Origin of the sequence: Streptomyces sp. cg36 (assembly GCF_041080675.1) — a bacterium.
GTDB lineage: Bacteria > Actinomycetota > Actinomycetes > Streptomycetales > Streptomycetaceae > Streptomyces.
In genome coordinates this window covers 1,065,510-1,089,827 of sequence record NZ_CP163520.1, presented here as the reverse complement: position 1 = coordinate 1,089,827, position 24,318 = coordinate 1,065,510, and the positions used below count along the sequence as shown (strand labels likewise).

The window sequence follows — 24,318 nt, the reverse complement described above, 5'->3', positions numbered from 1 at the left end:
CCCTCCCACCCCCGTACCGAAAGAGAGCGCGACGATGAGCACCGCACCGCCCCCACCTCGCCTCCCCGTACGCCGCTCCAAACGGGCGGTCCTCGCCCCGCTCGTCGCGCTCGTCTGCGTCGTCGCGCTCGCGGCCTGCGCCGGGCCGCCGCGCGGGGCGGCCGACGGCACCGACGCCTCGTTCGTGCTCTCGGCCGGGACCGCCGGGGCCAAGGGGGACGTCGACTCGTTCAGCTGGGCCGTCTACGCCGAACCGCCCACGCTCGACTACACGATGGCGTTCGACTACCCGCAGAACACGATCCTCGCCAACGTGTGCGAGAGCCTGATGCGCTGGACGCCCCAGCTCACGCTCGAACCGGGACTCGCCCGCAGGGCGACCAACCCCGACCCCCTGACCTGGGTGTACGACCTGCGGCCCGGAGTGCGCTTCCACGACGGGCGGACCATGACCGCCGACGACGCCGTCTTCAGCCTCGACCGGCAGCGGGACCCGAAGAACGCCGCGGCCTGGGCGCAGAACTTCGAGAACGTCTCCGCCGTCCGCAAGACCGGGCCCCTCCAGGTGACCGTCACGCTCAAACGGCCGGACTCGCAGTTCCCCCAGTACATGGCGACCGCCGCGGGCGTCGTCGCCTCCCGGGCCGGGGTGACCGCGGCGGGCCCCGACTACGGCACCTCGGGCGGGCTCGCCTGCACCGGCCCGTTCAGCCTCGGCACCTGGCGCAAGGGCCAGTCGCTGGAACTGCGGCGCTTCGACGGCTACTGGGGCACCCGCGCCAAGGCCCGCAAGGTCGTCTTCCGCTTCCTCACCGACGCGTCCGCCCGCACCAACGCCCTGCTCAGGGGCGAGGCCGACGGGGGCTATCTCATCCCGACCGAGAGCTACGAACGGCTGCGGCACAGCGGAGCCGGCACCCTCTACTTCGGCGAGGGCCTGAGCACCGTCAACCTCGGCATCACCGACATGAAGGGCCCGCTCGGCGACGTCCGGGTGCGCCGCGCGCTCTCCCTCGCCCTGGACCGGCCCGGCTTCGTGCACGCCGGGCTCGGCGGCGCGGGCCGCCCCACCAGCTCCCTCACCACCCGCGCCGTGTGGGCGGGCGCCCCGCCCGGGGTGCGCGAGGCGGCCTTCGGCCAACTGCCCGCCACCGGGCGGGACATCGGGCGGGCGAAGGCGCTCGTCAAGGAGGCCGGTGCCACCGGGAAGACCCTGACCGTCGCCACCAGCTCCATCGGCCAGGACGTCTCGCTGCTGGCCACCGCGGTCCAGGCCGCGGGCACCGAGATCGGGCTGCGCGTCACCCTCAAGTCCGTTGCCCCCAACGCCTTCACCGCGCTGTTCACCGACCCGGCGGCCCGCGAGGGCATCGACGCCTTCCCCCTCACCTACTACGACTCCATCACCGACCCGCTCGACTTCCTGACGAACTTCAAGACCGGCGCCTACCTCAACTTCTCCGGGTTCAGCGACAAGGCGTACGACGCGCTCACGGAACGGGCCACCGCCACGTACGACAAGGAACAGCGCCTCGGTGTCGAAGCCCGGCTCCAGAAGTACGCCGCCGAGCAACTGCCCTGGATACCGGTCGCGGAGTGGCCCACCGCCCTCTTCCTGAACAAGCGCCTCACGGGTGCGCCCACCACCATCTCGTACATGTACTACCCGTGGGCCGCCGGGATCGGCGCCGCGCGTCCGGGGACCGCCCCGTGAACCTCCTCGACTTCCTGAGATTCGCCGCGCGGCGCACCACGGAGATGGTGCTCACCCTCCTCGTCGCCTCGTTCGTCGTCTTCGGCGCGATGTATCTGGCCCCCGGCAGCCCCGCGAGCTTCCTGCTCTCCGGGCGCTCGGCCTCGCCCGAGGCGCTGGCCGCCGTCAACGCCCGCTACCACCTGCGAGACCCGTTCGCCGAGCGGTATCTGCACTGGCTCGGCGACATGGTCCGCGGCGACTTCGGCCGTTCCCTCACCTATCGCACCGAGGTCTCCCGGCTGCTCGCCGACCGGCTGCCCACCACCCTGCTGCTCACCGTGATGGCGCTGGTCATGGTCGTCGCCGTCGGCCTCGTGCTCGGCCGGATCGCCGCCGTGCGCGGCGGCGCCACCGACACCGCCGTGCTGCTTGCCACCACCCTCGCCGTCGGCACCCCGTCCTTCGTCGCCGCCGTACTGCTCCAGGGCCTGTTCTCCGTACGCCTCGGCTGGTTCCCCAGCAGCGGCGCGGGCGACGGGTTCCTCGACCAGGTGTGGCACCTGGCGCTGCCCTCGGTCGCCCTCGCGCTCTATCTGATCGGCATGCTCGCCCGGGTCACCCGTACCGCCATGCTCGAAGCCCTCGACAGCGAACACGTCACGGTGGCGCGCGCCCGGGGCGTGCCCGAGCGGCTGGTGATCCGCCGCCATGTACTGCGCAACGCGCTCGGGACCGTCCTCACCACCGGCGGACTCATCGTCTCCACCCTGCTGGTCTGCACGATCCTGGTGGAGACGGCCTTCAGCGTCGGCGGCATCGGGCAGCTCCTCGAACTGGCCACCACCACCAAGGACTTCCCGACCGTGCAAGCCGTCTCCCTGATCGTCGTGGGCCTCTTCATGGCCGTGAACCTGCTGGTCGACCTGGCGCTGCCGCTCGTCGACCCGCGGATCACCCTCGGGACGCGGGGGGCCGCCCTGTGACCACCGCGACCGGTACCGCGTCCGCCACCGCCCTCGTCCGCCGCCCCGGCCTCACCAGACTCCGGTCCGCTGCGCGGAGTTCCCCCCTCCACCTCGGCTGCCTCGGCTTCGTCGCCCTCGTGGTCCTCGCGGCCCTGTGCGCGCCCTGGCTGGCTCCGCACGACCCCAACACCGTCGACCTCGGCTCCGCGCTCGCCGGACCCTCCGGCGACCACCCCCTCGGCGTCGACGCCTCGGGCCGCGACACGCTCTCCCGGCTGCTGCTCGGGGCGCGCACCTCGCTGCTCGGGCCGCTCGGGGTGGTCGTGTTCTCCACCCTCGCGGGCGTCGCCGTCGGCACCGTCGCCGCCTGGCGCGGCGGCTGGCTGGACTCCGTCCTGTCCCGCTCCACCGAACTGGTCTTCGCCTTCCCGGGCATGCTGCTCGCGATCCTGGTGATCTCGGTCTACGGGGAAGGGCTGCTCGCCCCCGTCATGGCGCTGGGCCTGGCCTATCTGCCGTACGTCAGCCGGCTCACCCGCTCGCTGGTCCTCGCCGAGCGCGCCCGCCCGTACGTCAGCGCGTACGCCGTCCAGGGGCACTCGGCCGTGTGGATCTGTCTGCGCCACGTCCTGCCCAACGTCGCACCCGTCGTCCTCGCCCAGTCCACCATCAACTTCGGCTACGCGCTGATGGACCTGGCCGGGCTGTCCTTCCTCGGGCTCGGCGTACCGCCGCTGACCCCCGACTGGGGACGGATGGTCTTCGACGGCCAGACCGCCATCCAGCACGGCTACCCGCTCTCCGCGATCTGGCCGTGCGTCCTCGTCGTCCTCACCGTCGTCGCCTTCAACGTGGTCGGCGAGCGCTGGGCCGACCGCGTCGCCAGGAGGGCCCGATGACCCCGCCCACCGCATCCGCCACCCCACCGCCCGCCTCCGCGCCGGTGCCCACGCTCGACGTACGGGGGCTGCGGCTCACCCTTCCCGGCGCCGCCCGGCCGGTCCTCGACGGCGTCGACCTCACCGTGGGGCCGGGCGAGACCGTCGCCCTCGTGGGGGAGTCGGGCTCGGGCAAGTCCCTCACCTCGCGCGGCGCGCTCGGGCTCCTCCCGCCCGGTGCCCGCGCGGAAGGCGCCGTACTCGTCGAGGGCGAGGACGTCCTGGGCGCCCCGCCCGACCGGCTGCGCGCCCTGCGGACCGGCACCCTCGCCATGGTCTTCCAGGACCCCCGGGCCACCCTCAACCCCCTGCGCCGCATCGGTGACTTCCTCACCGAGGGGGTACGGGCCGGCGGGCGGATGGACGAGAAGGCCGCCGGGGCGCGCGCCCTCGAACTGCTGACGGCGGTCGGCCTGGACGCGGGCGTCCTGCGCAAGTTCCCCCACCAGCTGTCGGGCGGCATGCTCCAGCGCGTGGTGATCGCGGCGGCGCTGATGGGCGACCCCGCCCTCCTCCTCGCCGACGAACCGACCACCGCGCTCGACGTCACCACCCAGGCCGAGGTGATCGCCCTCCTCACCCGGCTGCGCGCCACCTTCCGCACGGGCCTGCTGTTCGTCACGCACGACCTCGAACTCGCGGCGGCGATCAGCGACCGCGTCTACGTCATGTACGCCGGGCGGATCGCCGAAACCGGCCCCGCCGACGTGCTGTTCGAGCGCCCCCGGCACCCGTACACGGCCGCCCTGCTCGCCTGCACGCCCCGGCCCACCACGCCGGGCGGACGGCTCGCCGCCATCCCCGGACAGCCCCCGGACCCGCGCACCGCCCTGGCGGGCTGCGCCTTCGCGGCCCGCTGCGCCCTGGCGAGCGACCTCTGCCGGGAGACGGCCCCGCGGGCGCGCCCGGCCCCGGGCCGGTCCGACCACCACGCCGCCTGCCACCACAGCGAACGGCTCGCGCACGAAGGAGCGGCCCTCGATGCCTGAATCCCCTCCGTCCCCCGAACCGCTGCTGCGGGCGGCCGGTCTGAGCCGCAGCTTCGGCGCGCTCCGAGCGGTGGACGACGTCTCGTTCACCCTGCCCGAGGGCGGCTCGCTGGGCATCGTCGGAGGATCCGGCTCCGGCAAGACGACCACCGCCCGCATCGTCGTGGGCCTGGAACGCGCCGACGCCGGGGAGGTACGGCTGCGGGGCCGGGTCCGGCCCGCGCGGGCGCGCGGGCGGGCCGAGCGGCTGGCCCGGGCCCGCGAGGTGCAGATGGTCTTCCAGGACCCCTACCTCTCCCTCGACCCGCGCACCAGCGTCGAACGCGTCCTGCGCGAGACCCTGCGCCTGCACTTCCCCGACCGGGACCCCGCGCCCCGCGTCCGCGAACTCCTCGACCAGGTCGGCCTCGGCGCCCGCGCCGCCGACGCGACTCCCCGCCGGCTCTCCGGCGGCCAGCGCCAGCGCGTCGCCATCGCCCGCGCGCTCGCCGTGGAACCGGCCGTCCTCGTCCTGGACGAGGCGGTCGCCGCCCTGGACGTGTCCGTACAGGCCCAGATCCTCAACCTGCTCGCCGACATCCGCGCCGAGACCACGGTCGGCTGTCTCTTCATCACCCACGACCTCGGCGTGGTCCGGTGCGTCACCGACGAGCTGCTCGTCATGCACCGGGGCCGCGTCGTCGAGTCCGGCGCCACCGCGCGGGTACTGGCGGCGCCGCGACACCCGTACACCCGGCTGCTCATGGACTCGGTGCCGCGCCCCGGCTGGAACCCGGAGCGGATCGCCGCCGCCCGTCAGGAGCTGTCCCGCCCGCAGTCCACCCCCACACCCCAGGAGGCATGAATGATCCCAGGCATGAACCGACGAGGCTTTCTCGCGGCGGCCGGGCTGACCGCCGCCGGCGCCGCGCTCGCCACCACGACGTCCGGGACCGCCCGGGCCGCCGCGGGCCCCTTCCGGGTCCCGGCCGAGGACGGCCGCCACACCCGCACCTGGATGGCCTGGCCCGACAGCACCTCCATCTGGGGCGGCGCGCTGAGCGGCGTCCAGGCCGACATCGCCCTGATCGCCCGCACCGTCGCGAAGTACGAGCCGGTGGTGGTGTGCGCCAACTCCGGCAGCGCCGCCAAGGCCCGCTCGATGTGCGGCTCCACCGTCACCGTGCTCTCCTCGATCCCCGTCGACGACTGCTGGATGCGCGACACCGGGCCCGTCTTCCGCACCGACGGGGCCGGGGGCCTGGACGCGGTCGGGCTCAGCTTCAACGGCTGGGGCAACAAGCAGACGCACGCCAAGGACGCCCTGGTCGCCGAGCGGATAGCCGCCTGGACCGGGGTCGCCTTCACCCGCGCCGCCCTGGTCGGCGAGGGCGGCGCCGTCGAACAGGACGGCTCCGGCACGCTGATGGCCACCCGCAGCAGTCTGGTGAACCGCAACCGCAACCCCGGGCTGTCGGAGAGCCGGATCGCGGCGGCCCTGTGCGACGCGTACGGCGCGTCCAAGGTGATCTGGTTCGACGGGGTGCGCGGCCAGGACATCACCGACGACCACGTCGACGCCACGTCCCGCTTCCTGTCCCCCGGCGAGGCGCTGGTGCAGATGCCGCTGTCCACGGACACCGACGTGTACGCGCGCGACGCCCGCCAGCAGTACGCGACCCTGTCCGCCGCGACGACCTCGACGGGCGGCCCGATCGACACGATGAGCCTCCAGGGCCCGGACTACGACAAGATCCGCTCCACCAACCGGGACTTCCTCGCCTCGTACGCCAACTACTACCTCTGCAACGGGGCCGTGATCAGCGGCCAGTTCGGCGACACCCGGGCGGACGCGGCGGCCCGCGCCACCCTGGCCCGCCTCTACCCCGACCGCAGGATCGAACAGCTCGACATCGACCGCCTGGGCACCGGAGGCGGCGGCATCCACTGCGTCACCCAGCAGCAGCCGGTGGTGTGAGGCCGCCGGGTGCCCGGCCGGGGGAACACCCCGGCCGGGCACCCGGACATGCTCCCGGACGGCGCGGCCGGACACCGGGGGCGACGTACGGCATGGTCATCACACCGGTCATGTGACGGATGGCCGCGGCGCCGCCCCGCCGGAGAGTGGGAGCGGAACGCACGCACCGCACCGCACTCGGAGTCACCCATGGCCGTCGTCCTCTCCACCGCGACCCTGGCCCCGTCCCAACGGGCCGACTACTGGCACGACCTGGTGTCCGGCACCTTCATCCCGCTCGACGTCGAACTCCACGAACCGGAGCCCTCGGCCGGGACGATCTCCAGCGAACGGCTCGGCCCGCTCCAGATCTCCGTCGTCGAGGCGGGCCCCCAGGCCGTGTCGCGCAGCGCCCGCCGGATCTCGCAGGGCGGCGAGGAGTATCTGACGGTCACCCTGCAGCACCGCGGCACCGCCCGGCTCACCCAGGACGGGCGCCAGGTCCTGGTGGCACCCGGCACCTTCACCTGCTCGGACGCGGCCCGGCCCTACCGCCGGGAACAGCCCGACGACTTCCGCTTCACGGCGTTCCGGATGCCCAAGCAGGGCCTCGGCGTCGGGGACGGCGAGCTGCGCGCGGTCACCGGAACGCTGTTCCACGCGCACTCCGGCACCGCCGGGCTGGTCGCCGGATATCTGCACAGGCTCGCCCAGCAGGCCGCCGGATTCGACGCGTACACCGGCCACCAGCTCGCCCTGACCGCCGCCGACCTGCTGTCGGTGCTGATCCACGAGCGGCGGGGCCGCCTCGACCCGCGGGCACCGGAGGCGGCGCGGGGGATGCTGGCCCGCGTCAAGGAGTACGTCCTGAGCAACCTCGGCGACTCCGGGCTCACCCCGGAGCGGATCGCCGCCGCACACCACGTCTCGGTCCGCCACCTCCACCAACTCTTCCGCTCCGACGGAACCACCGTGGGCCGGTGGATCCACCGCGAACGGCTGGAGCGCTGCCGCGCGGAGCTGTCGCGGCGGCGCGGCCCGGCGCCGGTGGTGTCGGCGGTGGCCCAGCGCTGGGGTTTCGTGAGCCCCTCCCACTTCAGCCGGGCCTTTCGGACGGCGTACGGGATGTCGCCACGGGAGTGGCAGTCGGCGGCCCGGGCCGAGGGCTGACCGGAGCCGCCGTCCCCGCCGCTCACAGGGTGCGGCGCACGCCCGCCTGCCGCTCCAGGTTCCGCAGCTGCACGGCCAGGCCGCCCTCGACCGCGTGGTGCGCCGGACCGCTGCGGCCGACCGGCAGCACCTCCTCGCCGCGCATGTCCTCCAGGAGGAGCGCGAACGCCGTGTACGTGGCGACCAGCGCCACCACGATCCCGAAGGCCCCGGCCGTGCGGGTGAGCCACTCCGCCCCGGTCAGCCCGGCCAGGCCGGTCGCCGCCCAGCGGGGCAGCGAGACGACCAGCACGAGCCACAGCGCGCGTTTGGGCCCGGTCACCGCGACCATCAGGGCGCCGAAGCAGAGGAAGGCCAGGTTGAACACCCCGAGCACCTCGTGCCCCCCGGCCGCACCGGTGCCCGTCACCAGCGCGTACGCCAGCCAGCTGCCCGCGAACGTGCCCATCAGGGTCGCGGCGATGACGTCCCGGGCGCCGAAGGCGATGATGCCGACGAGGAACTGGAGGACGAAGGCGGGCAGCACGCACAGGGCGACGGCCCGGCGTGCCGAAGGGTCGAAGACACCGAGCTGCTGACAGGCCGTCAGCATGGACCCGATCGCCACGGTGAAGAAGCCGAGCGGCATCGGCGAGGCGACGGGACGCAGGGTGATCCGCGTCATCGCCCGCAGATCCGGCTCGAAGTGGCGCCCGACCGCGTCGGAGGCGTCGGACGCGTCGGAGGGGGTGCCGGAGGTGGTCGGGCCGGCGGGCTCGGCGGCCTGCGTGGGCCCGGTGGGGGCCGTCGAGCCCGCGCCGGGGACCGGCTCGGTGGGGTAGGTGCTCATCTGCTGCTGGGACTCCTCGTTCAATGCGCGAAGCACGGGTCGACCGGGTCCGCCGGAAACGGACCGGCGGCGGTGCCGTCGCGTGCCGCCCGCCAGTGGCGGTGCCGCTCCGACTCGGCGACCACCTCCGCCATCGCGTCGGCCTGCCGGGCCCCGGCCGCCGCGTACCCGCCGAAGTGCGCGACGGGACTCCACACCGGGCTGACCGGCGGGAGCGTCTCGTCGAGGCCCGTGTATTCGGCCTCGGCGTGGACGATGCGTCCGCCGACGACCGTGAGCACCGACTCGATGTCGGGAATGACGGCCTCCGGCACGGTGAAGTAGTCGTGCGACAGGACGGCGAGATCGGCGTAGAACCCCTCGCGGAGCATGCCCTTGACCTCGTCCTCCCCGGTCAGCCGCGCCCCGCCCCGCGTGTACAGGTCGAGGGCCTCCGCCCGGCCGAGCAGGTTCGCGGCCGGGTGGAGCGGAGTGCCGCCGACCGTGCGACCGCTCACCAGCCAGTGCAGCGCCACCCAGGGGTTGTACGAGGAGACGCGGGTGGCGTCCGTCCCGGCGGCGACGGTCAGTCCGCGCTCCAGCATGGCCCGGACCGGCGGGGTGCGGCGCGCGGCCTCGGCGCCGTACCGGTCGACGAAGACGCCGCCCTGGAACGACATCCGGTTCTGCACGGAGACGGCGCCGCCGAGGGCGGCGATGCGGTCCAGGCTGTGGTCGGAGACGGTCTCGGCGTGGTCGAAGAGCCAGCGGTTCCCGGCCGGGAACAGGCCCTGCACCGCCAGTTTCTCGAAGACCGCCAGATCGCGGCGGATGGTCTCGTCGTAGGTGGCGTGCAGCCGGAAGCCCCAGCCGTTCTCCGCCAGCAGCCGCACCGCCTGCTCGAACTCCGCCTCGTAGCCCGGTTCGAGCTGGGGGCGCGGCTCGGCGAAGTTCTCGAAGTCGGCGGCGGCCCAGGTCAGGTTCTCCCCGGCACCGGCCAGCCGCAGCCACTCGTCGCCGTCGCCGGGCCGGACGGTCTGCGTCCAGCGCCGCAGGTCGGCGAGCTCCTGCCCGGCCGTCTGCGGGAACAGGTAGTAGGCGATGCGCAGCGACAGTTCGCCCGAGCGGGCCAGGTCGGTGACGGTGGCGTAGTTGTCGGGGAAGTTCTGGAAGCCGCCCGCCGCGTCGAGCGCCGAGGTGAGGCCGAAGCGGTTGAGCTCCTTGAGGAAGTGGCGGGTGGAGGTGCGCCGTTCGGCCTCGTCCAGGGCCGGGGCCTTGGCCAGCGTCGAGTAGAGGACGAGGGCGCTGGGCGCCGCGAGCAGGACCCCGGTCGGCTCGCCGTCCCGGCCGCGCACGATCTGGCCGCCGCGCGGGTCGGGGGTGTCGCGGGTGTATCCGGCGGCCCGTACGGCGGCCCGGTTCAGCAGCGCCGACTGGTACAGGTGCAGGACGAAGACGGGGGTGTCGGGCGCGGCGGCGTTCAGCTCCGCGACCGTCGGCATGCGGCGCTCCGCGAACTGCTCGGGCGTCCAGCCCCCGACGACCCGGATCCACTGGCCCTTGGGGGTGCGCCCGGCCTGCTCGCGCAGCATGGCCAGGGCCCGGCGCAGGCTGCGCACACCGTCCCAGCGCAGCTCCAGCACGTAGTTCAGACCGCCCCGGATGACGTGGAGGTGCGAGTCGTTGAGGCCGGGCACCACCCGGCGGCCCAGCGCGTCGACGACCCTCGTGGCGGGGCCGACGAGCCCGGCCAGCTCGTGGTCGTCGTCGCCGAGCGCGAGGATCCGGCCGTCGCGGACGGCGACCGCGCGGGCCCCGGGCCGCCGGGGATCCCCGGTGAACACCTTCGCGTTGCGCACCAGGAGGTCGGCCGTGCCCTCGCCGGACCCGTCGGCGGGACGCACCCCGGCGACGGGCATGCTCGTCGTGCCGCTCGCCCGCCCGGACCCGCTGGTGTACGGGGAACCACCCGCGGGACCGGGCCCGTTCGTACGCGTCGCCCCGCTCATGCCAGGGCCTCCCGCAGGGTGGCGACCGCGAGGCCGATCGCGAACCGCGCGGCCCGCGTCTCGCGCAGCGCGTTCAGCATCACGAAGTCGTGGATGGTGCCGAGCGCGCGCACGGCGGTCACCGGCACCCCGGCGGCGCGCAGCCGGGCCGCGTACGCCTCGCCCTCGTCGCGCAGCACATCGGCCTCGGCGGTGACGACCAGGGCCGGGGGCAGCCCGGTGAGCTGCTCGGTGGTGGCGCGCAGCGGGGAGACGGTGATCAGGTCCCGCTCGGCCGCGTCGGTCGTGTACTGGTCCCAGAACCAGCGCATCGCCTCGCGGCGCAGGAAGTAGCCCTCGGCGAACTGCCGGTAGGAGTCGGTGTCGAAGGAGGCGTCGGTCACCGGGTAGAAGAGGACCTGCTGGACGAAGCGCACGTCGCCGCGCTCCTTGGCCATGAGGGTGAGGGCGGCGCTCATGTTGCCGCCGACCGAGTCCCCGGCGACGGCGAGCCGACCGCCGTCGAGGCCGTGGTGGCCGCCGTGTTCGCCGACCCAGCGCGCCACCGCGTACGCCTGCTCGACGGCCACCGGGTAGCGGGCCTCGGGGGAGAGGTCGTACTCGGGGAAGACCACGGCCGCCCCGGTGCCGACGGCGAGGTCGCGCACCAGCCGGTCGTGGGTGCGGGCGTTGCCGAAGACCCAGCCCGCGCCGTGGACGTAGAGGACGACGGGGAGGGGGCCGCTCGCCCCGCGCGGGCGCACGACGCGGGTGCGGACCTCGCCGGTGGGGCCGCCGGGGAGGCTCAGCCACTCCTCGTCGACGGGCGGCAGCACGACGCCTTCGGCGTGCTCGGGGTTCTGGACGTCGTCCACGGCCGCGCGGCCCTCGGCGACGGGGAGTTCGTACAGGAACGGCGGCTCGGCGGTGGCCTCGGCGAAGGCCCGGGCGGCGGGCTCCAGGACCGGCTGGTTCGACATGGTGGTGCTCCGGAAGTGAGGGGTGGTTGCGGGGGAGCCGCGCCGGTGGCCGCGCCCCGTTGGGGGCGGCCACCGGCACGGAGGACCGGTCGGGCGCGGTCAGCCGAGGAAGGCGAGCAGCGCCGAGTTGACCTCGGCGGCGTGTGTCCACAGCAGGCCGTGCGGCCCGCCGGGGATCACCTTCAGCTCGGCACCGGCGATGGCGCGCGCCAGCGGTACGGCGGTGGAGTCGATGGGCAGGGTGCGGTCGGCGTCGCCGTGGATGATCAGCGTGGGGACGTCGATGGCCGGCAGGTCCGCGCGGAAGTCGGTCAGCCACGCCCGGACGCAGTCGAGGGTGCCCTTGGCGGAGGCTCCGGCGGCGACGTTCCAACTGGCCCGGACGGCCTGCTCGCTGATCCGCTCGCCGCCCAGCACGTCGGTGTTGTAGAAGTCGGCGAGGAAGTCGGTCAGGAACGCGAAGCGGTCCGCGCGGATCGCCTCCTCGATGCCCCGGAACACCGAGCCGTCGACCCCGGCGGGGTTGTCGTCGGTCTTCAGCAGGAACGGCGGGACGACGCCGATGAGGACGGCCTTGGCGACCCGGCCGGAGCCGTAGGTGCCCAGGTACCGGGTCACTTCGCCGGTGCCCATGGAGAACCCGGCGAGGACGGCGTCGCGCAGGTCGAGGGTGGTGAGCACCCGGTCGAGGTCGGCGGCGAAGGTGTCGTAGTCGTAGCCGTCGGCGGGCTGGTCGGAACGCCCGAAGCCGCGCCGGTCGTAGGTGATGACCCGGTACCCGGCGTCCAGGAGCGCGGCGGTCTGCCGCTCCCACGAGGCCCCGTTCAGCGGCCAGCCGTGGATCAGCACGACGGGCTGCCCGGTGCCGTGGTCCTCGTAGTAGAGCTCTACGGGGGCGGAGTTGCCTTCGGCGGCCTTGATGTACGGCATGTGCGGGTTCCTGTTTTCTGTGGAGAAACGGTTTGCGGGGAAAGGGCGTTGACGGTGGGTCCGGCCGCGCGGCACCGGGGGACGTGCGCGGGCGGCCGGACCCGGTGCGCACCCGGCGTCAGACGGCCGGGGCGCGGTGCAGGACGAGCCGGGTGAGGAGGCCGCTGCCGACTCCGGCGGCGAGCACGAGGGCCGTCCACCACAGCGGGTACGGGGTGAGGCCGAGCGCCCGGTCCAGGGACCAGGCCCCGGGCCCGGTGGCCGCGAGCGCGGCGGCGGTGCCGATCAGGACGAACGGGTACTCATAGCCGTCGTTCTGCACCCACAGGCCGTTGTGCCACTTCACGGTGAGGGCGACGGTCATGACGCCGATGGCCCCGGTCGCGGCGAGCGGCGTCAGCAGTCCGGCGGCCAGCAGCAGGCCGGAGCCGATCTGGCCGCCGCCCGCCGCGAGCGCGGTGAGCGCGCCGCCGCGGAAGCCGTCCGCGCGGAACTCGCGGGTGCCGCCGTCGAGTCCCGAGCCGCCGAGGTGGCGGCTGATCTTCTGTACGCCGTGACTGCCGATGAGCAGGCCCACCAGCAGCCGCAGGACGAGGAGGCCGAGGTCCACGGAGGTCAGCCGGCCGCGTGCGCGCCGATGACGGCCTGCGCGTACACGACACCCAGGCCGTACGCGCCCGCGTGCTCCTTGACGATGTCCATGACGGTGCCGTACGTCTCCTGGCGGGCCCAGTCGCGCTGGAGCTCCAGGAGGACCTGGACCCAGGTCACGGGGACCGCGCCGGCCGCGATCATCCGCTGCAGCGCGTGCTCGTGGGCGGCCGGGCTGACGCCGCCGGAGGCGTCGGACACCACGTACACCTCGTACCCCTGCTCCAGCGCGGACAGGGCGGGCAGCACCAGGCAGACCTCGGTCCACAGGCCCGACAGCACGATCTTCCTGCGGCCGGTGGCCCGGACCGCCTCGACGAGGGACTCGTCCTCCCAGGCGTTCATGCTGGTGCGGTCGATGGCCTGCTGGCCCGGGAACACGGCGGCGAGCTGCGGCAGCAGCGGACCGGAGAAGGACTCGGCGGCGACGGTGGTCAGCACGGCCGGGACGCCGAACGCGCGCGCGGCCTTGGCGAGGCCGACCGTGCTGTTGACGATCGCGGCGCGGTCACCGCTGCCGGTGCCGAAGAACATCTGCGGCTGGTGGTCGACGAAGAGCATGACCGAGTTGTCGGGCGTGAGGAGGTCGGCGCTGGGGGCGGCGTGCACGCGCGAGATGTCGAACATGAGGGGGCCTTTCACAAAAGCGGCAATCAGTAAGGGTGTTGCGCAAGGGTGTGGTGCGGGGGAGCGGCCGGCCCGCCCGGTCGGGCGGGCCTGGCCACGACCTGAACGTAGGTCCGGGAGGCGGGGCGGAGTTGCCCGTCCGTGCCCGGTGTCTTGCCCGTGAGCGCACGGGCGCCGTGGCCGCCGCTTGGCCGCGCGGTACGGGTGTGTGGGGTGTCTGTCACACCTGTAACAGGAATGTAGTAGCGGGAGGTTGGACGGAACGTTTGGCTGGGTGGGGCCGCTCTTGTAGATCAGAAGGCCGGCTCGCCCCGGTCAGGCGGACGCGTACACCTCGTACCGTCCCGCTCGGGGCGGGCGGCGTCCCCGATCGACAGTGAGGAACCCACCATGCGCGTCCACCAGCTCTCCTTCGCCGCCCTGGCGATCGCGGCGGGTCTCTCGCTCACGGCCTGCCAGAGCGACGACGACGGCAAGGCGCGGAGCGACCCGTCGGCCGCGTCCTCCGCCTCCACGGGCGGCGCGGGTACGGGCGGCGCGGACCAGGGCGGCGGCGCGTCGGCCGGGCAGGGTACGGGCGGGAAGAGCTCGGGCGGGCAGGGCGCGACCGGCGCCAATGGATCGGGCGGCAGCGGCTCGGCGTCCGAACTGGGCAAGTGCCGCACCGCCGACCTGCAGATCACGGCGAAGGACAGGACCATCACCGGCGACGACGGCACGGTCGTGGTGTCGCTCAGGAACCGGAGCGGCCACAGCTGCGCGATCTCCGGCTACGCGGGCGTCGACCTGAAGACCAGCGCGGGCTCGCTGTCGGCGAAGCGCACCGGCGCCAAGTCCCCCTCGGTGGTGCTCAAGAACGGCGAGTCGATCGACTTCGGCATCAGCTACCCGAGGAACGACTCGGGCGGCTCCGGCATCCGCGTCACGGGCCTGCTGGTGACCCCGCCGAACGAGACGCACACGGCCACCCTCCACTGGCCGGGCGCCCCTTCCCTGCCGATCACGGAAAACGGCGGCACCCCGGTGAAGGTGGGGCCGATCGGGAGTGCGGGCCAGGGCGGCTGACGGGGTGCCGGGCGGCGGCGGGCGCCAGGCCGGGACGTCTGGATCCGGCCGCGGCCCCCGTGGGCGCACCGGCCGCCGGACGACCGGCGCGGCTGACCGCTCTCCGTGCGGCGGACGCGGTGTGCCCGCCGCCCCGGGAGGTCAGGACTGCCACATCAGCCAGGGGTCGTCCCGGCAGTCCTGCTGGAGCACCGGCTCGTTCTCCCGCGCGCCCGCGCGGGCCCCGGCACACTTGCCGCTGTTGACGTTGACCAGCTGCCAGGCCCGGTACGCGCTGCGGTAGCGCAGGGTCCAGAACTGGTCGGGGAACAGCCCCTGCCGGTCCCCGCACAGGTAGTGGGTGACGGCGACGTCGTTGTCGACCCTGGCTCCCTGCACGGACAGGCACAGGCCGCTGAACCGGTTGCGGATCGAGTAGACGGCGGGCGGACCGGCCGCCTCCCGGGTGAGGTGCCACTGCTGCTCGGGGCCGGCACCGCAACCGGCCTGGATCATGCCGTCCGCCGGGGTCTGGCTGCCCGCCGGGACGGACAGGCACAGATGGCTTCCGGCGTTCGACAGCCGGAACAGACCGTTGGGCGCGTCCGGGACGTCGGGCCCACCGGTGGGGGCCGGTTTCCCGTCCGAGGGGGTGGGCTTCGGCGTGGTCGCCGGGAGGGGCGGCGCGACGAAGCCGCCTCCGCGGGCGGGCGTCGGCGCGGCTGTCGGCGGCGGCCCGCTCGGCGGTGTCGCGGGCGGCGAGGACGGGCCGGTGGGCGGTGCGGCGGCCGGGGTCGGTGTCAGGCTCGCGCGGGGGGAGGGCGGCTGGTACTGCACGAGGTGCGGTCGGCCCCCTTGCGCGAGGGGTGCGGGCGGGGGTGTGGCGGGCCCCTGCCGCTGCACGACGACGACGGCCGTCACGGCGGACACCGCGATCGCCAGGACCGTGCACACGGCGAGGACGGCCGTCAGCACCAGCGACGAGCGGACCGGCCTGCCGGGCGGGGCGGCGATGACGATCTGCCCGGCCGCACCCGGCAGCACCGGTGACGGCTGCGTGAGGGCGTACGGCAGGGGCGGCAAGGGCGTCTGCGCGATCACGCGGGCCGTGGACGGACGGTCGGTCCGCTCCAGGACGACGCCCTGCAGCGGCAGTTCCGCGTCCTCCCGGTGCTCCAGCCACAGGCGCTCCACCTCGTCCCCGAGGTGGGCCAGTCCGTCGGCGGTCCGCGCCAGCGCCAGCACCAGTTCGGTGCCCGCCGCCGCGGACCCGGCGGATCCGGCGGGCAGGGCGGCCCGGCTCTCCGCCCGAGCGCGCCCGAGGACCTTCCGGGCCCCGCCGTGGAGCGAGCGCACGGCTTCCAGCTGTCGCAGGGCCCGGTCCACGAGGCCGTCCGCCGCCTCGGGGTCGGGTGCGCCGTCCGGCGCGGCGGCGGGCCCGGGGGCCTGATCGGCAGTGCCGGACGCCGTACCCGGCTCCGAGGCGTCCGCCGCCCGGGAGGCGTCCGTGCTCCCGAGCAGGGTGCTCACCAGGGCGAGGAGGCTGCGTACGAGCCCTTCCGCCTCGGCGAGATCGGCTTCGGCGCGCCGCAGCGCCTCGTCGAGCTTCACGCCCGGTCCCGCCTCCGCCTCGGCGACGAGCGCCGCCTCGTGCAGCCGGTGGGCCCGCTGGAGCAGCGTCTGGCGTCCGCGGCCGTCGCGCACCCGGTCGCGCACGACGGAGTTGAGTCTGCCGAGCGGGATGATCCGGGCGCCGCTGCGGTAGTCGCTCCACATCGTCTTGCCGCCGCCGTAGCGCTGGGCGAGCTCACGGACCGTCAGTTCGGCGGTGAGGTCCCCCAGGAATCCGGCCAGGGCGTCCGCTGCTCGCGTCGCGCCCTTCGGTGTGCCCTGTGGTCGGCCTGTTCTGCCCATGGTCGGTTCCCCCGTTGTCCGCGGACAACCCCGCTTGTCCGCTTCCGTCCCCCGGTTGACCTGCGCCGATCACCTCGGGGCCGCGCGGCCAACTGCACTCCGTGGCAGTGTCGGGCCACGGAACGCCACCAGGGAACACCTGTTCCCGGGTGCCGTCCAGCGCATGGCCTGCCGTTGGCTTGATTGCGTCGCTCGAACGGCGTGCCCGCGGCTCACTCGTCCGACGGCCCGGAGGCGTGCGGTGCGGCACAGGGGAACACACCGCACGGCTCCGGCGCGCCGAGCGCGGGCAGCGCGAACCGGTGGATCGCCAGGCATGAGGAGCGCCGCCCCTCAGCTCCTGTGCCGCCGCCCCTTCCCCCGGGGCTCGCGCTCCTCCGCCTCCAGTACGGACACCGCGTGGGCCGCCGAGGCCAGCGTCACATGGCGGTGCCAGCCCGCGTACGAGCGACCGGTGAAGTCCCGGATTCCGAGGCGGTCGGTGGTCTCGCGGAAGTCGTGGTCGGCGCGCCGCACCAGTCGGCTCAGCCGCATCAGGGTGGGCAGCCGGGTCTCCGTCAGGTCCGTGAGCCACAGCTCCACCTCGCCCTGGCGGCGGTTCTCCGCCACTCCCAGCAGGGCCAGCTCTCCCGGCCCCGCCAACTGCCGCACGGCGGGCGAGGGGCGGACGCGGAGCTTGGTGGTGAGGCGCATCGGCCGCTCGCCCACGAGATCGCGCCCCGGCAGCGGGGCCGGGCGCATCCGGTCCCGGGCGGCGGTCATGATCTGGCCGGCCTGCTGGACCTCGGGCGTGCGTCCCTGGAGCGCGGGGTCGGTCACGGTGAGCTGGACCGCGCCGTTCATCCGGGCGAGGAACGGCACGCCCGCGGCCCGGAACGCGGCGATGGTGGAGGCCAGGTCCATGTGCCGGGCGTCCAGGACGACCGGCCGCTGCGGCAGCCCCCAGTGGCTCGCCGTCTCCACCGCCGCCTCCACCGCCCAGTCGCCCAGGGTGCGGTCGCCGAGGTCGTCGGGGATGGACGCCTGGCGGCGGCGCACGCGGTCGTTGAGCCAGGAGGGCGACAGGTGCAGCCGCCAGTTCAGGGGCACGCTGATGCGCTCGTTGGCGGACCACACCCCCACCGCCTGCTGGGCGTTGACGAGCTGGCCCAGCTCGGAGACGAACTGCCGGTCCACCCCGACCGAGTTCTCCCCGGTCTTCGGGATGACCATCGGCCGCACCACGTACGCCAGGGGCGGATGCAGCCGGGTGATGTGCCGGGCCAGCGAGCGGCGCACCGGAACCCAGTCCCAGGTCGAGTCGCTGACGAAGTGGTGCAGGCTCTGCTCGGTGGCCGAACCGCCGAAGAGGGCCGCCATGTTGCGGGTCGACCGGCGCCCCTTCGCTCCGAGCCGTGCGGTCTCGCCGCCCAACTCGACTACTACGAAGCCCATGTGGACCACTTCGGCGGCGCGGACAGCGTCCCCGTCCGCGAGGCGCTGGCGCTGCTGCGCGACGGGCTGCCGCCCGAGCCGGAGCGGCCCAGCCTGCTGTGGGGCGACGCCCGCCTGGGCAACCTGATGTTCTCCGGGGTGGCCCCCGTGGCCCTACTGGACTGGGAGATGGCCTTCCTCGGCCCGGGCGAGGCCGACCTCGGCTGGGACCTCTACCTCGACCGCCACCTCAGCGAGGGCGTCGGCGCACCCCGGCTGCCGGGGCTGCCCGGCCGCGCGGAGACGATCCGCCGCTACGAGGAGCTGGCCGGGCGGCCCGTCGCCGCGCACATGGACTGGTACGAGGTGTTCGCGGGCTTCCGGTTCGCCCTGATCGCCTCCCGGGTGGGCCGGCTCCTGGTCGAGCACGGTCTGGTGGCCGCCGAGGCGGACGTGCCGCTCGCCCGCAACGCCGCCAACCTGCTCGCCCGCACCCTGCGCCCGCTGGGCTGAGTGCCCGTGCTTCCCCCCACGTCCAACCCGCCCCACTCCTACGCATGTTCCGACCCGTTCGGAGAGGCCGCCCCATGGAAACCCATCAGCACCGCACCGACGCCCTGGTCGTCGGCAGCGGTTACGCCGGATCGATCGCGGCCCTGCGCCTGGCCGAGGCCGGGGTCGCCACGATCGTGCTGGAGCGCGGTCGCCGCTGGCAGGTAGCCGCCGACGGCGACACGTTCGCCACCCAGCACCGGCCCGACGGTCGATGTGCTCGGAGCGCGGAACGGTGTTGTCCCGCCGGACGACCGCCCGCGACCGGGGCTCCCAGGCCGCCTTCCGGGCCGTCTTCCGGGCCGTCGACGACCGTGCCGGGACCGCGCACGCACCGGCGTGCGCCCTGGTTGACAGCCGCTTACCAGCCTCGTCGACGGGCTGGGGGAATCTTTGCGATATCGCCTCAACTCTGATCGACGCGTGCGGACCGCTTCCGTGTCATGACCGCAAAGCTTCGCATTGCGATCGATTCTGATCACGGTGTCCAGTGCATCGAGAATGAGTTTTCACGGGGCGCTTGATGGCCTTCAGCACCCAAATGTGCGCGGTAGCTTTTCCGCGGGCTCCGGTTGAGGGCCCGCCTGGGGAAGTGCTCCAACACGCCCCCAGGGACGTTCAGTTCGAAGGAAACATGCGAATGATCGAACCGCTCCGCCGAGGGCGTCTTCAGCTGCCCTCCGGGCCGTTTCACGGTACCAGCCCCCACCTCGCCCCCGACGGACCCCACGACGGCCCGGGAGGTCAGGCGATGGTCCGGCTGAGTGCGCCGATCGCGGGATTCGTCCTGCTGTGGACCCTCGTCAAAGGCTCCGCCATAGCCCCGGCCGAGTCCGCCCACATCGTCACGATGCTCGGCTTCACCTGGCACGCCGGGGTGAACGTGACATGGAACCCCGGCAGTTAGGGCCCGCCGCCATGAGGAGTGCCCCCATGCCCATGACCTCCCTACCGGACGTGCCGTTGGGCAGCACGCCCCTTCCCCGCGACGTACGGGCGGCACCCGCTCGCGTCGCCGCGGACCTCGGCTTCAGCGCCTTCGCCGAGCGGAACCAGTCCCGTTACGGGCACTACGTCACCGCACGCCTCTCGGCGGACCGGCGCGTGCTGACCGTGGTGCCCGCCACCCTGGCTCACGCCCGCAGGCACTGGGACTGGCTGCTCAGCCGTCCGAGCCCGGCGGCCGACGTCTGGGAAGAGCTCCGCTACCAGGTGCGGCGCCAGAGCGAGCAGGCCCCGACCCGCGACGCGCGGGTGGCCGCCCTGTACTACCGCCTGCCGGAGACCAGCGCGGACAGCGTGCTGCTCTGCTGCCGACTCGGCCTGGCGATCCGCGAGGCCGCCGAGCTCATGGGGCTGGAGCGCCCCGCCGTCGAGGCCGGACTCCGCGTCGCGAGGCGGGTGCTCCCCCCGGTGCACGTGGGGAGGAGGTGCTCCTGACGCACATCTGAACCACAGCCGCGCGGAAGTTCGCCGGCGGTACTCCGTCCGCTCGCATCGCGCCACCGTGCGTCACCGTTCACTCCTCCCGGCGGTGGCGCACGGTGTGCTGCACTCCTAGGATGTGAGCTCCACTTGAGCGCGGCGGAACCGGTGAGGGGACAAGTCCGTTGGCGGAGCAGAAGCATGTGGTCGATCTCTCGGTGCCCAGCGCGGCGCGGATGTACGACTGGCTGCTGGGGGGCAGCAACAACTACGAAGTCGACCGGGAAGCCTGCGAGTTGCTTCTCGAAGTCGCGCCCACCTCGCGCGAAATCGCCCTGAACAACCGGTGGTTCCTGCAGCGGGTGGTCCGGGTGCTCGCCCAGGAGCACGGGATCAGGCAGTTCATCGACTTCGGCTCCGGTCTGCCGACGCAGCGCAATGTGCACCAGATCGCCCAGGAGGTCGACCCCGAGGCGCACGTCGTCTACATCGACAACGACCCCGTCGTCCTGGCGCTCGGCCAGTCGCTGCTCGACGAGAACCGCAACACCGCGATCCTGTCGGTCGACATGACGGACACCGACCGGATCTTCGCGGACCGGGAGTTGAACCGGCTCATCGACTTCTCCGAGCCCACGGCCGCCCTGTTCATCTCCGTGCTGCACTGCCTGCCCGACAGCGCCGGCCCCGAGGCACTGGTCCGGCGGGTCGCCGACAGACTCGTACCCGGCAGCTTCGTCGTGGTCTGCCAGCTCGTCAGCGACGATCCAAAGGTCCGCGACGGCGTCACCGAGCTGATGCGGGTGCAGACCCACGGCAACTGGGGGCGCGTCCGCGAGAAGTCGGACGTGGACGCGATCTTCACCGGCTTCCTCACGCAGGAGCCGGGTCTCGTCGATGTGACCGACTGGCGTCCCGACTCCGAGCTCCAGCAGAGCCAGCGCAGCATCGAGTGGACCGAGTACGGCGGGCTGGGGAAGGTCCCGCCCCGGGAGTAGGTCAACTCCCGCCGAGCGGCTACGAGTAGCGCCTGATGGCCTTGTCCAGCATCTGGCGGCTCTTCGCCGGGGAGGCGCACCCCTCGCCCTGGATGCGCAGGAGCAGCTGCAGGTGCCGTTCGTAGTCGTTCTGCCGCCGGGTCGGAGGCTTGACCGGGCCGCCGGTCTGCCTCGGCGGTCTCGTGAAGTAGTCCGCCTTCTCGTACCCCTCGGCGTACACGAAGTCGGGCAGACCGCCCCGGCCGAACTGCAGCTGCGCCATGGAACCGGCCATGGCCGCCGCGTTGCCCGCGATCATCCGGCCCGAGAGGAGGAACCGGATGGTGATGTGCGGCAGATCGGCCATGTTCCGCAGGTGGACCATCTGGTCGCGCATCGTCCGCTTGGTCCCGGCCTTGCGGCCGAGCACGGACTGGTCCAGCAGGAAGATGCACCCCGGGGGATCGGCCTGCCCGAACACCCGCTCCTGACGTTCGAGCCGCTGCGCCAGGCGCAGCTCCACCTCGGGGCCGTCCCACTCGTGCAGATGCAGACCGGTGCGGACGATGTGGGTGGTGTAGTCCGGTGTCTGGAGGAGTCCCGGCACCAGACGGACGTCGTACGTCGTGATGTGGATCGCCATCGATTCGAGGCCGAGGAGCCGGTGGATGTAGTCCGGCGTGCAGTCGGAGAACCGGTGCTGAAACCATTCGGGTTCCTGGGCGCGCGAGAGGAGCATCAGCAGCTCGTCCCGCTTCTGCGGGCCGAGTTGGAAGAACTCGATCACCGCCTCGACCGTGCGCCGTACGGGAGTGGTCTCCGCGGTCTCCAGCCGGTGGACCGTCGGAGTGGACACGTGGATCCCCTTCGCGACGTCCTTCATCGTGAGTTTCGCGGCTTCGCGCAGATTCCTGACGGTGCGTCCCAGTAGGGTGTTCGCCGCCGTCTTGGTCCAGTCTGGCCCGGAGGGCCGGGCCAGACGGACTATGGAATCCGAGTCCGCAGACACACTTGCTCCTCACCGAGGTGTCACCTGTTCATGGTGGCACGCCGGGGGAAGCGGTGGCAGTCGAACTGCTGTCTTCCGCTGGTCAGTTGGCATCCGCGAGGGCGTCGAACTCGCCATTCTTCGCGCCGTCGAGGAACGATTCCATCTCGGCGCGGGTGAAGATCAACGCGGGCCCGCCGGGGTCGGTCGAGTTGCGCAGGGCCACACCCCCGTGGGGCAGCCCGACGGCCTCGACGCACGTGCCGTTGGCCTCACTCCTGCGGCTCTTGACCCAGGTGCCGGGGATGAGGGCGGCGGACATGCCGTTGGTGTAGTTCTGCATCGCGGACACTCCCTTGATGTTCGATAATCCCACGTCAGCGCTTCCTTTTCGGGGCCGCAGGGATCAGCCCAGGCGGGGGCCTCATGAAATCCCGTCATGAAATTTCATGCTGCGGCGTGCACGGAATTCTAGCCGCCACAAATCGAACAAGACTGTCCCACGAAAGGGTGGAGCGGGGGTCCGTGCCGCGCTGATCGCCGAGGGGAACAGGCTCACCGCCGACGCCGGTGGTGTTCACCGGCCGCACCCGGCGAAGGCGTACCGCCCGCCGGGCCGAAGGCATACCTCCGCGCTACCGAAGTGTTTCTCCGGCGCGGCGGAATGGGGCTGTCCAGCCGGGCGGGCACTTGGTGTCATGTCATTCCGGGCAGGGCGGTGGGGCGGCGCACCGGCGTCGCGCACATGCTCCGGCAGGTCCCGGAGAAGCTGAGCCGATCCCTTGCGCCGACCGCTTTCCGTGGCGGGCGCTCAGCCATGCCCGGTGCCGCGCACCGACAGAAAGCCGCACGTCACCGACCCGCACGGTCCGGGGCGGTCGGATCCACCAATCCACTAGGAGAGTCTCGCTGTGAACGCCGCAGATACCGCGTTCGTCCTGATCAGTGCCGCGCTCGTCATGTTGATGACGCCCGGTCTGGCTTTGTTCTACGGCGGTATGGTCCGGGCGAAGAGCGCCCTCAACATGCTCATGATGTCGTTCATCTCGCTGGGTATCGTCAGTGTGCTGTGGGTGCTGTACGGGTACTCGCTGGCCTTCGGGGACGACCTGGGGGGCGGGCTGGTCGGCAATTTCGACCACGTCGGTCTCAAGGGCATCACGGCCGACACCCTCACCGGTGGCAAGGAGGGTATTCCGGTCTTCGCGTTCGCGCTGTTCCAGCTGGCGTTCGCGATCATCACCCCCGCCCTGATGAGCGGGGCCCTGGCCGACCGCGTGAAGTTCAGTGCCTGGGCGCTGTTCATCGCGCTGTGGGTGTCGCTGGTCTACTTCCCGATCGCCCACTGGGTGTGGGCGGTGGACGGCTGGCTGTTCAAACTCAAGGTCATCGACTTCGCCGGCGGTACGGCCGTCCACATCAGCTCCGGTGTGGGCGCGCTCGCCGCGGTGCTCGTGGTGGGCAAGCGCATCGGCTTCCGGCAGGAGACGATGCGTCCGCACAGCCTGCCGCTGACGATGCTCGGCGCCGGGCTGCTGTGGTTCGGCTGGTTCGGCTTCAACGCCGGCTCCGCGCTCTCCGCGAACGGCGTGGCCGCGAGCATGGCTCTGAACACCCAGGTCGCGGCGGGTGCGGGCATGCTCGGCTGGCTGGCCTTCGAGCGCATACGGCGTGGTGCGTTCACCACGGTCGGCGCCGCTTCCGGAGCGGTGGCGGGACTGGTGGGCATCACGCCCGCCGGTGCCAACGTGAACGTCTTCGGCGCACTGGCCATCGGTGTGGCCGCCGGTGTGCTCTGCTCCTGGGCCGTGGGCCTGAAGCACAAGCTGGGCATCGACGACTCGCTGGACGTCGTCGGCGTCCACCTCGTGGGCGGCCTGGTCGGCACCCTGCTCGTCGGAGTGCTCGCCATCGACGGCGTCGGCGGCACGGCGCAGCTCGGCAGGCAGGCCGTCGGGGCGTTCTCCGTCATGGTGTTCTCGTTCGTCATGTCCTGGGCGATCGCGACCTTCGTGGACGTGACGATCGGGTTCCGGGCGGTCGAGCGGGACGAGACCCGCGGTGTCGACCAGGCGTTCCACGCCGAGAGCGCCTATGACTTCAAGGTCCTGGACGGCTCCCCGGCCGGACTCGGGGCGGCTCTCGCGTCCGGCGCGGCCGACGGCCGGACGCCGGACCCCAAGCCGGTCGGCTGACGCGGTCGGACCCGCCCGTCTCCCGCACGGACGCCACCGCGCGCGGGTGCGGGCGAGGCCATCGGCGCCCGGTACGCATCTCCGTACCGGGCACCGGTGTTGCCGACGGGGGAGGGCCGGGCGTACGCGGTG

General features: G+C 73.1%; 24 protein-coding genes. 14 read left to right on the top strand and 10 right to left on the bottom strand.

Features of this window, described 5'->3' with window-relative positions:
- Positions 1 to 34: 34 nt before the first annotated feature.
- The 7 genes from AB5J87_RS04820 to AB5J87_RS04790 all read left to right on the top strand — a co-directional run bounded on the left by AB5J87_RS04820 (position 35) and on the right by AB5J87_RS04790 (position 7,694).
- Positions 35 to 1,714 (top strand): ABC transporter substrate-binding protein, encoded by a 1,680-nt coding sequence (locus AB5J87_RS04820; protein ID WP_369374275.1) that lies wholly within the window; start codon positions 35 to 37, stop codon positions 1,712 to 1,714.
- Positions 1,711 to 2,679 (top strand): ABC transporter permease, encoded by a 969-nt coding sequence (locus tag AB5J87_RS04815; RefSeq protein ID WP_369374273.1) that lies wholly within the window; start codon positions 1,711 to 1,713, stop codon positions 2,677 to 2,679. Before AB5J87_RS04820 ends, AB5J87_RS04815 begins: the two co-directional genes overlap by 4 nt.
- The gene (locus AB5J87_RS04810) at positions 2,676 to 3,560 is read left to right on the top strand and encodes an ABC transporter permease (protein WP_369374271.1); all 885 of its coding nucleotides are present in this window, start codon (positions 2,676 to 2,678) and stop codon (positions 3,558 to 3,560) included. Before AB5J87_RS04815 ends, AB5J87_RS04810 begins: the two co-directional genes overlap by 4 nt.
- Complete coding sequence (locus tag AB5J87_RS04805) at positions 3,557 to 4,588, top strand: ABC transporter ATP-binding protein (RefSeq protein ID WP_369374269.1); 1,032 nt, start codon at positions 3,557 to 3,559, stop codon at positions 4,586 to 4,588. Before AB5J87_RS04810 ends, AB5J87_RS04805 begins: the two co-directional genes overlap by 4 nt.
- A complete protein-coding gene (locus tag AB5J87_RS04800) occupies positions 4,581 to 5,432 on the top strand; it encodes an ABC transporter ATP-binding protein (protein WP_369374267.1) in 852 nt (283 codons plus the stop codon). The genes AB5J87_RS04805 and AB5J87_RS04800 overlap by 8 nt, the downstream gene beginning before the upstream one ends.
- Before the next feature lie 12 nt (positions 5,433 to 5,444).
- Complete coding sequence (locus AB5J87_RS04795) at positions 5,445 to 6,545, top strand: agmatine/peptidylarginine deiminase (RefSeq protein ID WP_369374265.1); 1,101 nt, start codon at positions 5,445 to 5,447, stop codon at positions 6,543 to 6,545.
- 189 nt (positions 6,546 to 6,734) lie between these two features.
- Complete coding sequence (locus AB5J87_RS04790; RefSeq protein ID WP_369374263.1) at positions 6,735 to 7,694, top strand: helix-turn-helix domain-containing protein; 960 nt, start codon at positions 6,735 to 6,737, stop codon at positions 7,692 to 7,694.
- 22 nt (positions 7,695 to 7,716) lie between these two features.
- Here AB5J87_RS04790 and AB5J87_RS04785 read toward each other — a convergent pair whose 3' ends face one another.
- From AB5J87_RS04785 to AB5J87_RS04760, 6 genes are all read right to left on the bottom strand, one after another.
- Positions 7,717 to 8,358, bottom strand: a complete 642-nt coding sequence (locus AB5J87_RS04785) for an acetate uptake transporter family protein (RefSeq protein WP_369383355.1) — start codon at positions 8,356 to 8,358, stop codon at positions 7,717 to 7,719.
- A gap of 185 nt (positions 8,359 to 8,543) precedes the next feature.
- A complete protein-coding gene (locus tag AB5J87_RS04780; protein ID WP_369383354.1) occupies positions 8,544 to 10,421 on the bottom strand; it encodes an amidohydrolase in 1,878 nt (625 codons plus the stop codon).
- Between the two features lie 86 nt (positions 10,422 to 10,507).
- Entirely contained in the window at positions 10,508 to 11,470 is a 963-nt protein-coding gene (locus tag AB5J87_RS04775) for an alpha/beta hydrolase (protein ID WP_369374261.1), read from the bottom strand.
- A 99-nt stretch (positions 11,471 to 11,569) separates the two neighbouring features.
- Positions 11,570 to 12,400, bottom strand: coding sequence for an alpha/beta fold hydrolase (locus AB5J87_RS04770; RefSeq protein WP_369374259.1), 831 nt, complete (start codon positions 12,398 to 12,400; stop codon positions 11,570 to 11,572).
- A gap of 118 nt (positions 12,401 to 12,518) precedes the next feature.
- On the bottom strand, positions 12,519 to 13,010 hold the full coding sequence (locus AB5J87_RS04765) for a DoxX family membrane protein (RefSeq protein ID WP_369374257.1): 492 nt from the start codon (positions 13,008 to 13,010) through the stop codon (positions 12,519 to 12,521).
- A gap of 5 nt (positions 13,011 to 13,015) precedes the next feature.
- Positions 13,016 to 13,678 carry a hydrolase gene (locus AB5J87_RS04760; RefSeq protein ID WP_369374255.1) on the bottom strand — a complete coding sequence of 221 codons (663 nt, stop codon included), beginning with the start codon at positions 13,676 to 13,678 and terminating at the stop codon, positions 13,016 to 13,018.
- A 390-nt stretch (positions 13,679 to 14,068) separates the two neighbouring features.
- Here AB5J87_RS04760 and AB5J87_RS04755 point away from each other — a divergent pair, with 390 nt between their 5' ends.
- Entirely contained in the window at positions 14,069 to 14,743 is a 675-nt protein-coding gene (locus tag AB5J87_RS04755) for a DUF4232 domain-containing protein (RefSeq protein ID WP_369374253.1), read from the top strand.
- Between the two features lie 141 nt (positions 14,744 to 14,884).
- On the opposite strand, the gene AB5J87_RS04750 is transcribed toward AB5J87_RS04755, so the two are convergent.
- Both AB5J87_RS04750 and AB5J87_RS04745 read right to left on the bottom strand, forming a co-directional pair.
- Entirely contained in the window at positions 14,885 to 16,636 is a 1,752-nt protein-coding gene (locus AB5J87_RS04750) for an RICIN domain-containing protein (RefSeq protein WP_369374251.1), read from the bottom strand.
- Between the two features lie 333 nt (positions 16,637 to 16,969).
- Complete coding sequence (locus AB5J87_RS04745) at positions 16,970 to 18,070, bottom strand: IS701 family transposase (protein ID WP_369374249.1); 1,101 nt, start codon at positions 18,068 to 18,070, stop codon at positions 16,970 to 16,972.
- Between AB5J87_RS04745 and AB5J87_RS04740 the strand changes: the two genes are divergently transcribed.
- The 5 genes from AB5J87_RS04740 (at position 18,071) to AB5J87_RS04720 (ending at position 21,024) form a co-directional block, all read left to right on the top strand.
- Complete coding sequence (locus AB5J87_RS04740; RefSeq protein WP_369374247.1) at positions 18,071 to 18,562, top strand: phosphotransferase; 492 nt, start codon at positions 18,071 to 18,073, stop codon at positions 18,560 to 18,562.
- Between the two features lie 44 nt (positions 18,563 to 18,606).
- Positions 18,607 to 19,017 carry an FAD-binding protein gene (locus tag AB5J87_RS04735; protein ID WP_369374245.1) on the top strand — a complete coding sequence of 137 codons (411 nt, stop codon included), beginning with the start codon at positions 18,607 to 18,609 and terminating at the stop codon, positions 19,015 to 19,017.
- 335 nt (positions 19,018 to 19,352) lie between these two features.
- Positions 19,353 to 19,508, top strand: coding sequence for a hypothetical protein (locus tag AB5J87_RS04730; RefSeq protein WP_369374243.1), 156 nt, complete (start codon positions 19,353 to 19,355; stop codon positions 19,506 to 19,508).
- A 32-nt stretch (positions 19,509 to 19,540) separates the two neighbouring features.
- Complete coding sequence (locus AB5J87_RS04725; protein ID WP_369374241.1) at positions 19,541 to 20,041, top strand: hypothetical protein; 501 nt, start codon at positions 19,541 to 19,543, stop codon at positions 20,039 to 20,041.
- Positions 20,042 to 20,211: 170 nt separating this feature from the next.
- Entirely contained in the window at positions 20,212 to 21,024 is an 813-nt protein-coding gene (locus tag AB5J87_RS04720) for an SAM-dependent methyltransferase (protein WP_369374239.1), read from the top strand.
- A gap of 19 nt (positions 21,025 to 21,043) precedes the next feature.
- Here AB5J87_RS04720 and AB5J87_RS04715 read toward each other — a convergent pair whose 3' ends face one another.
- Positions 21,044 to 22,012, bottom strand: a complete 969-nt coding sequence (locus tag AB5J87_RS04715; protein WP_369374237.1) for a helix-turn-helix domain-containing protein — start codon at positions 22,010 to 22,012, stop codon at positions 21,044 to 21,046.
- An 82-nt stretch (positions 22,013 to 22,094) separates the two neighbouring features.
- Positions 22,095 to 22,334, bottom strand: a complete 240-nt coding sequence (locus AB5J87_RS04710) for a DUF397 domain-containing protein (RefSeq protein WP_369383353.1) — start codon at positions 22,332 to 22,334, stop codon at positions 22,095 to 22,097.
- A 568-nt stretch (positions 22,335 to 22,902) separates the two neighbouring features.
- On the opposite strand from AB5J87_RS04710, the gene AB5J87_RS04705 reads away from it, so the two are divergent.
- Entirely contained in the window at positions 22,903 to 24,186 is a 1,284-nt protein-coding gene (locus AB5J87_RS04705) for an ammonium transporter (RefSeq protein ID WP_369374235.1), read from the top strand.
- The last annotated feature ends 132 nt before the right edge of the window (positions 24,187 to 24,318 follow it).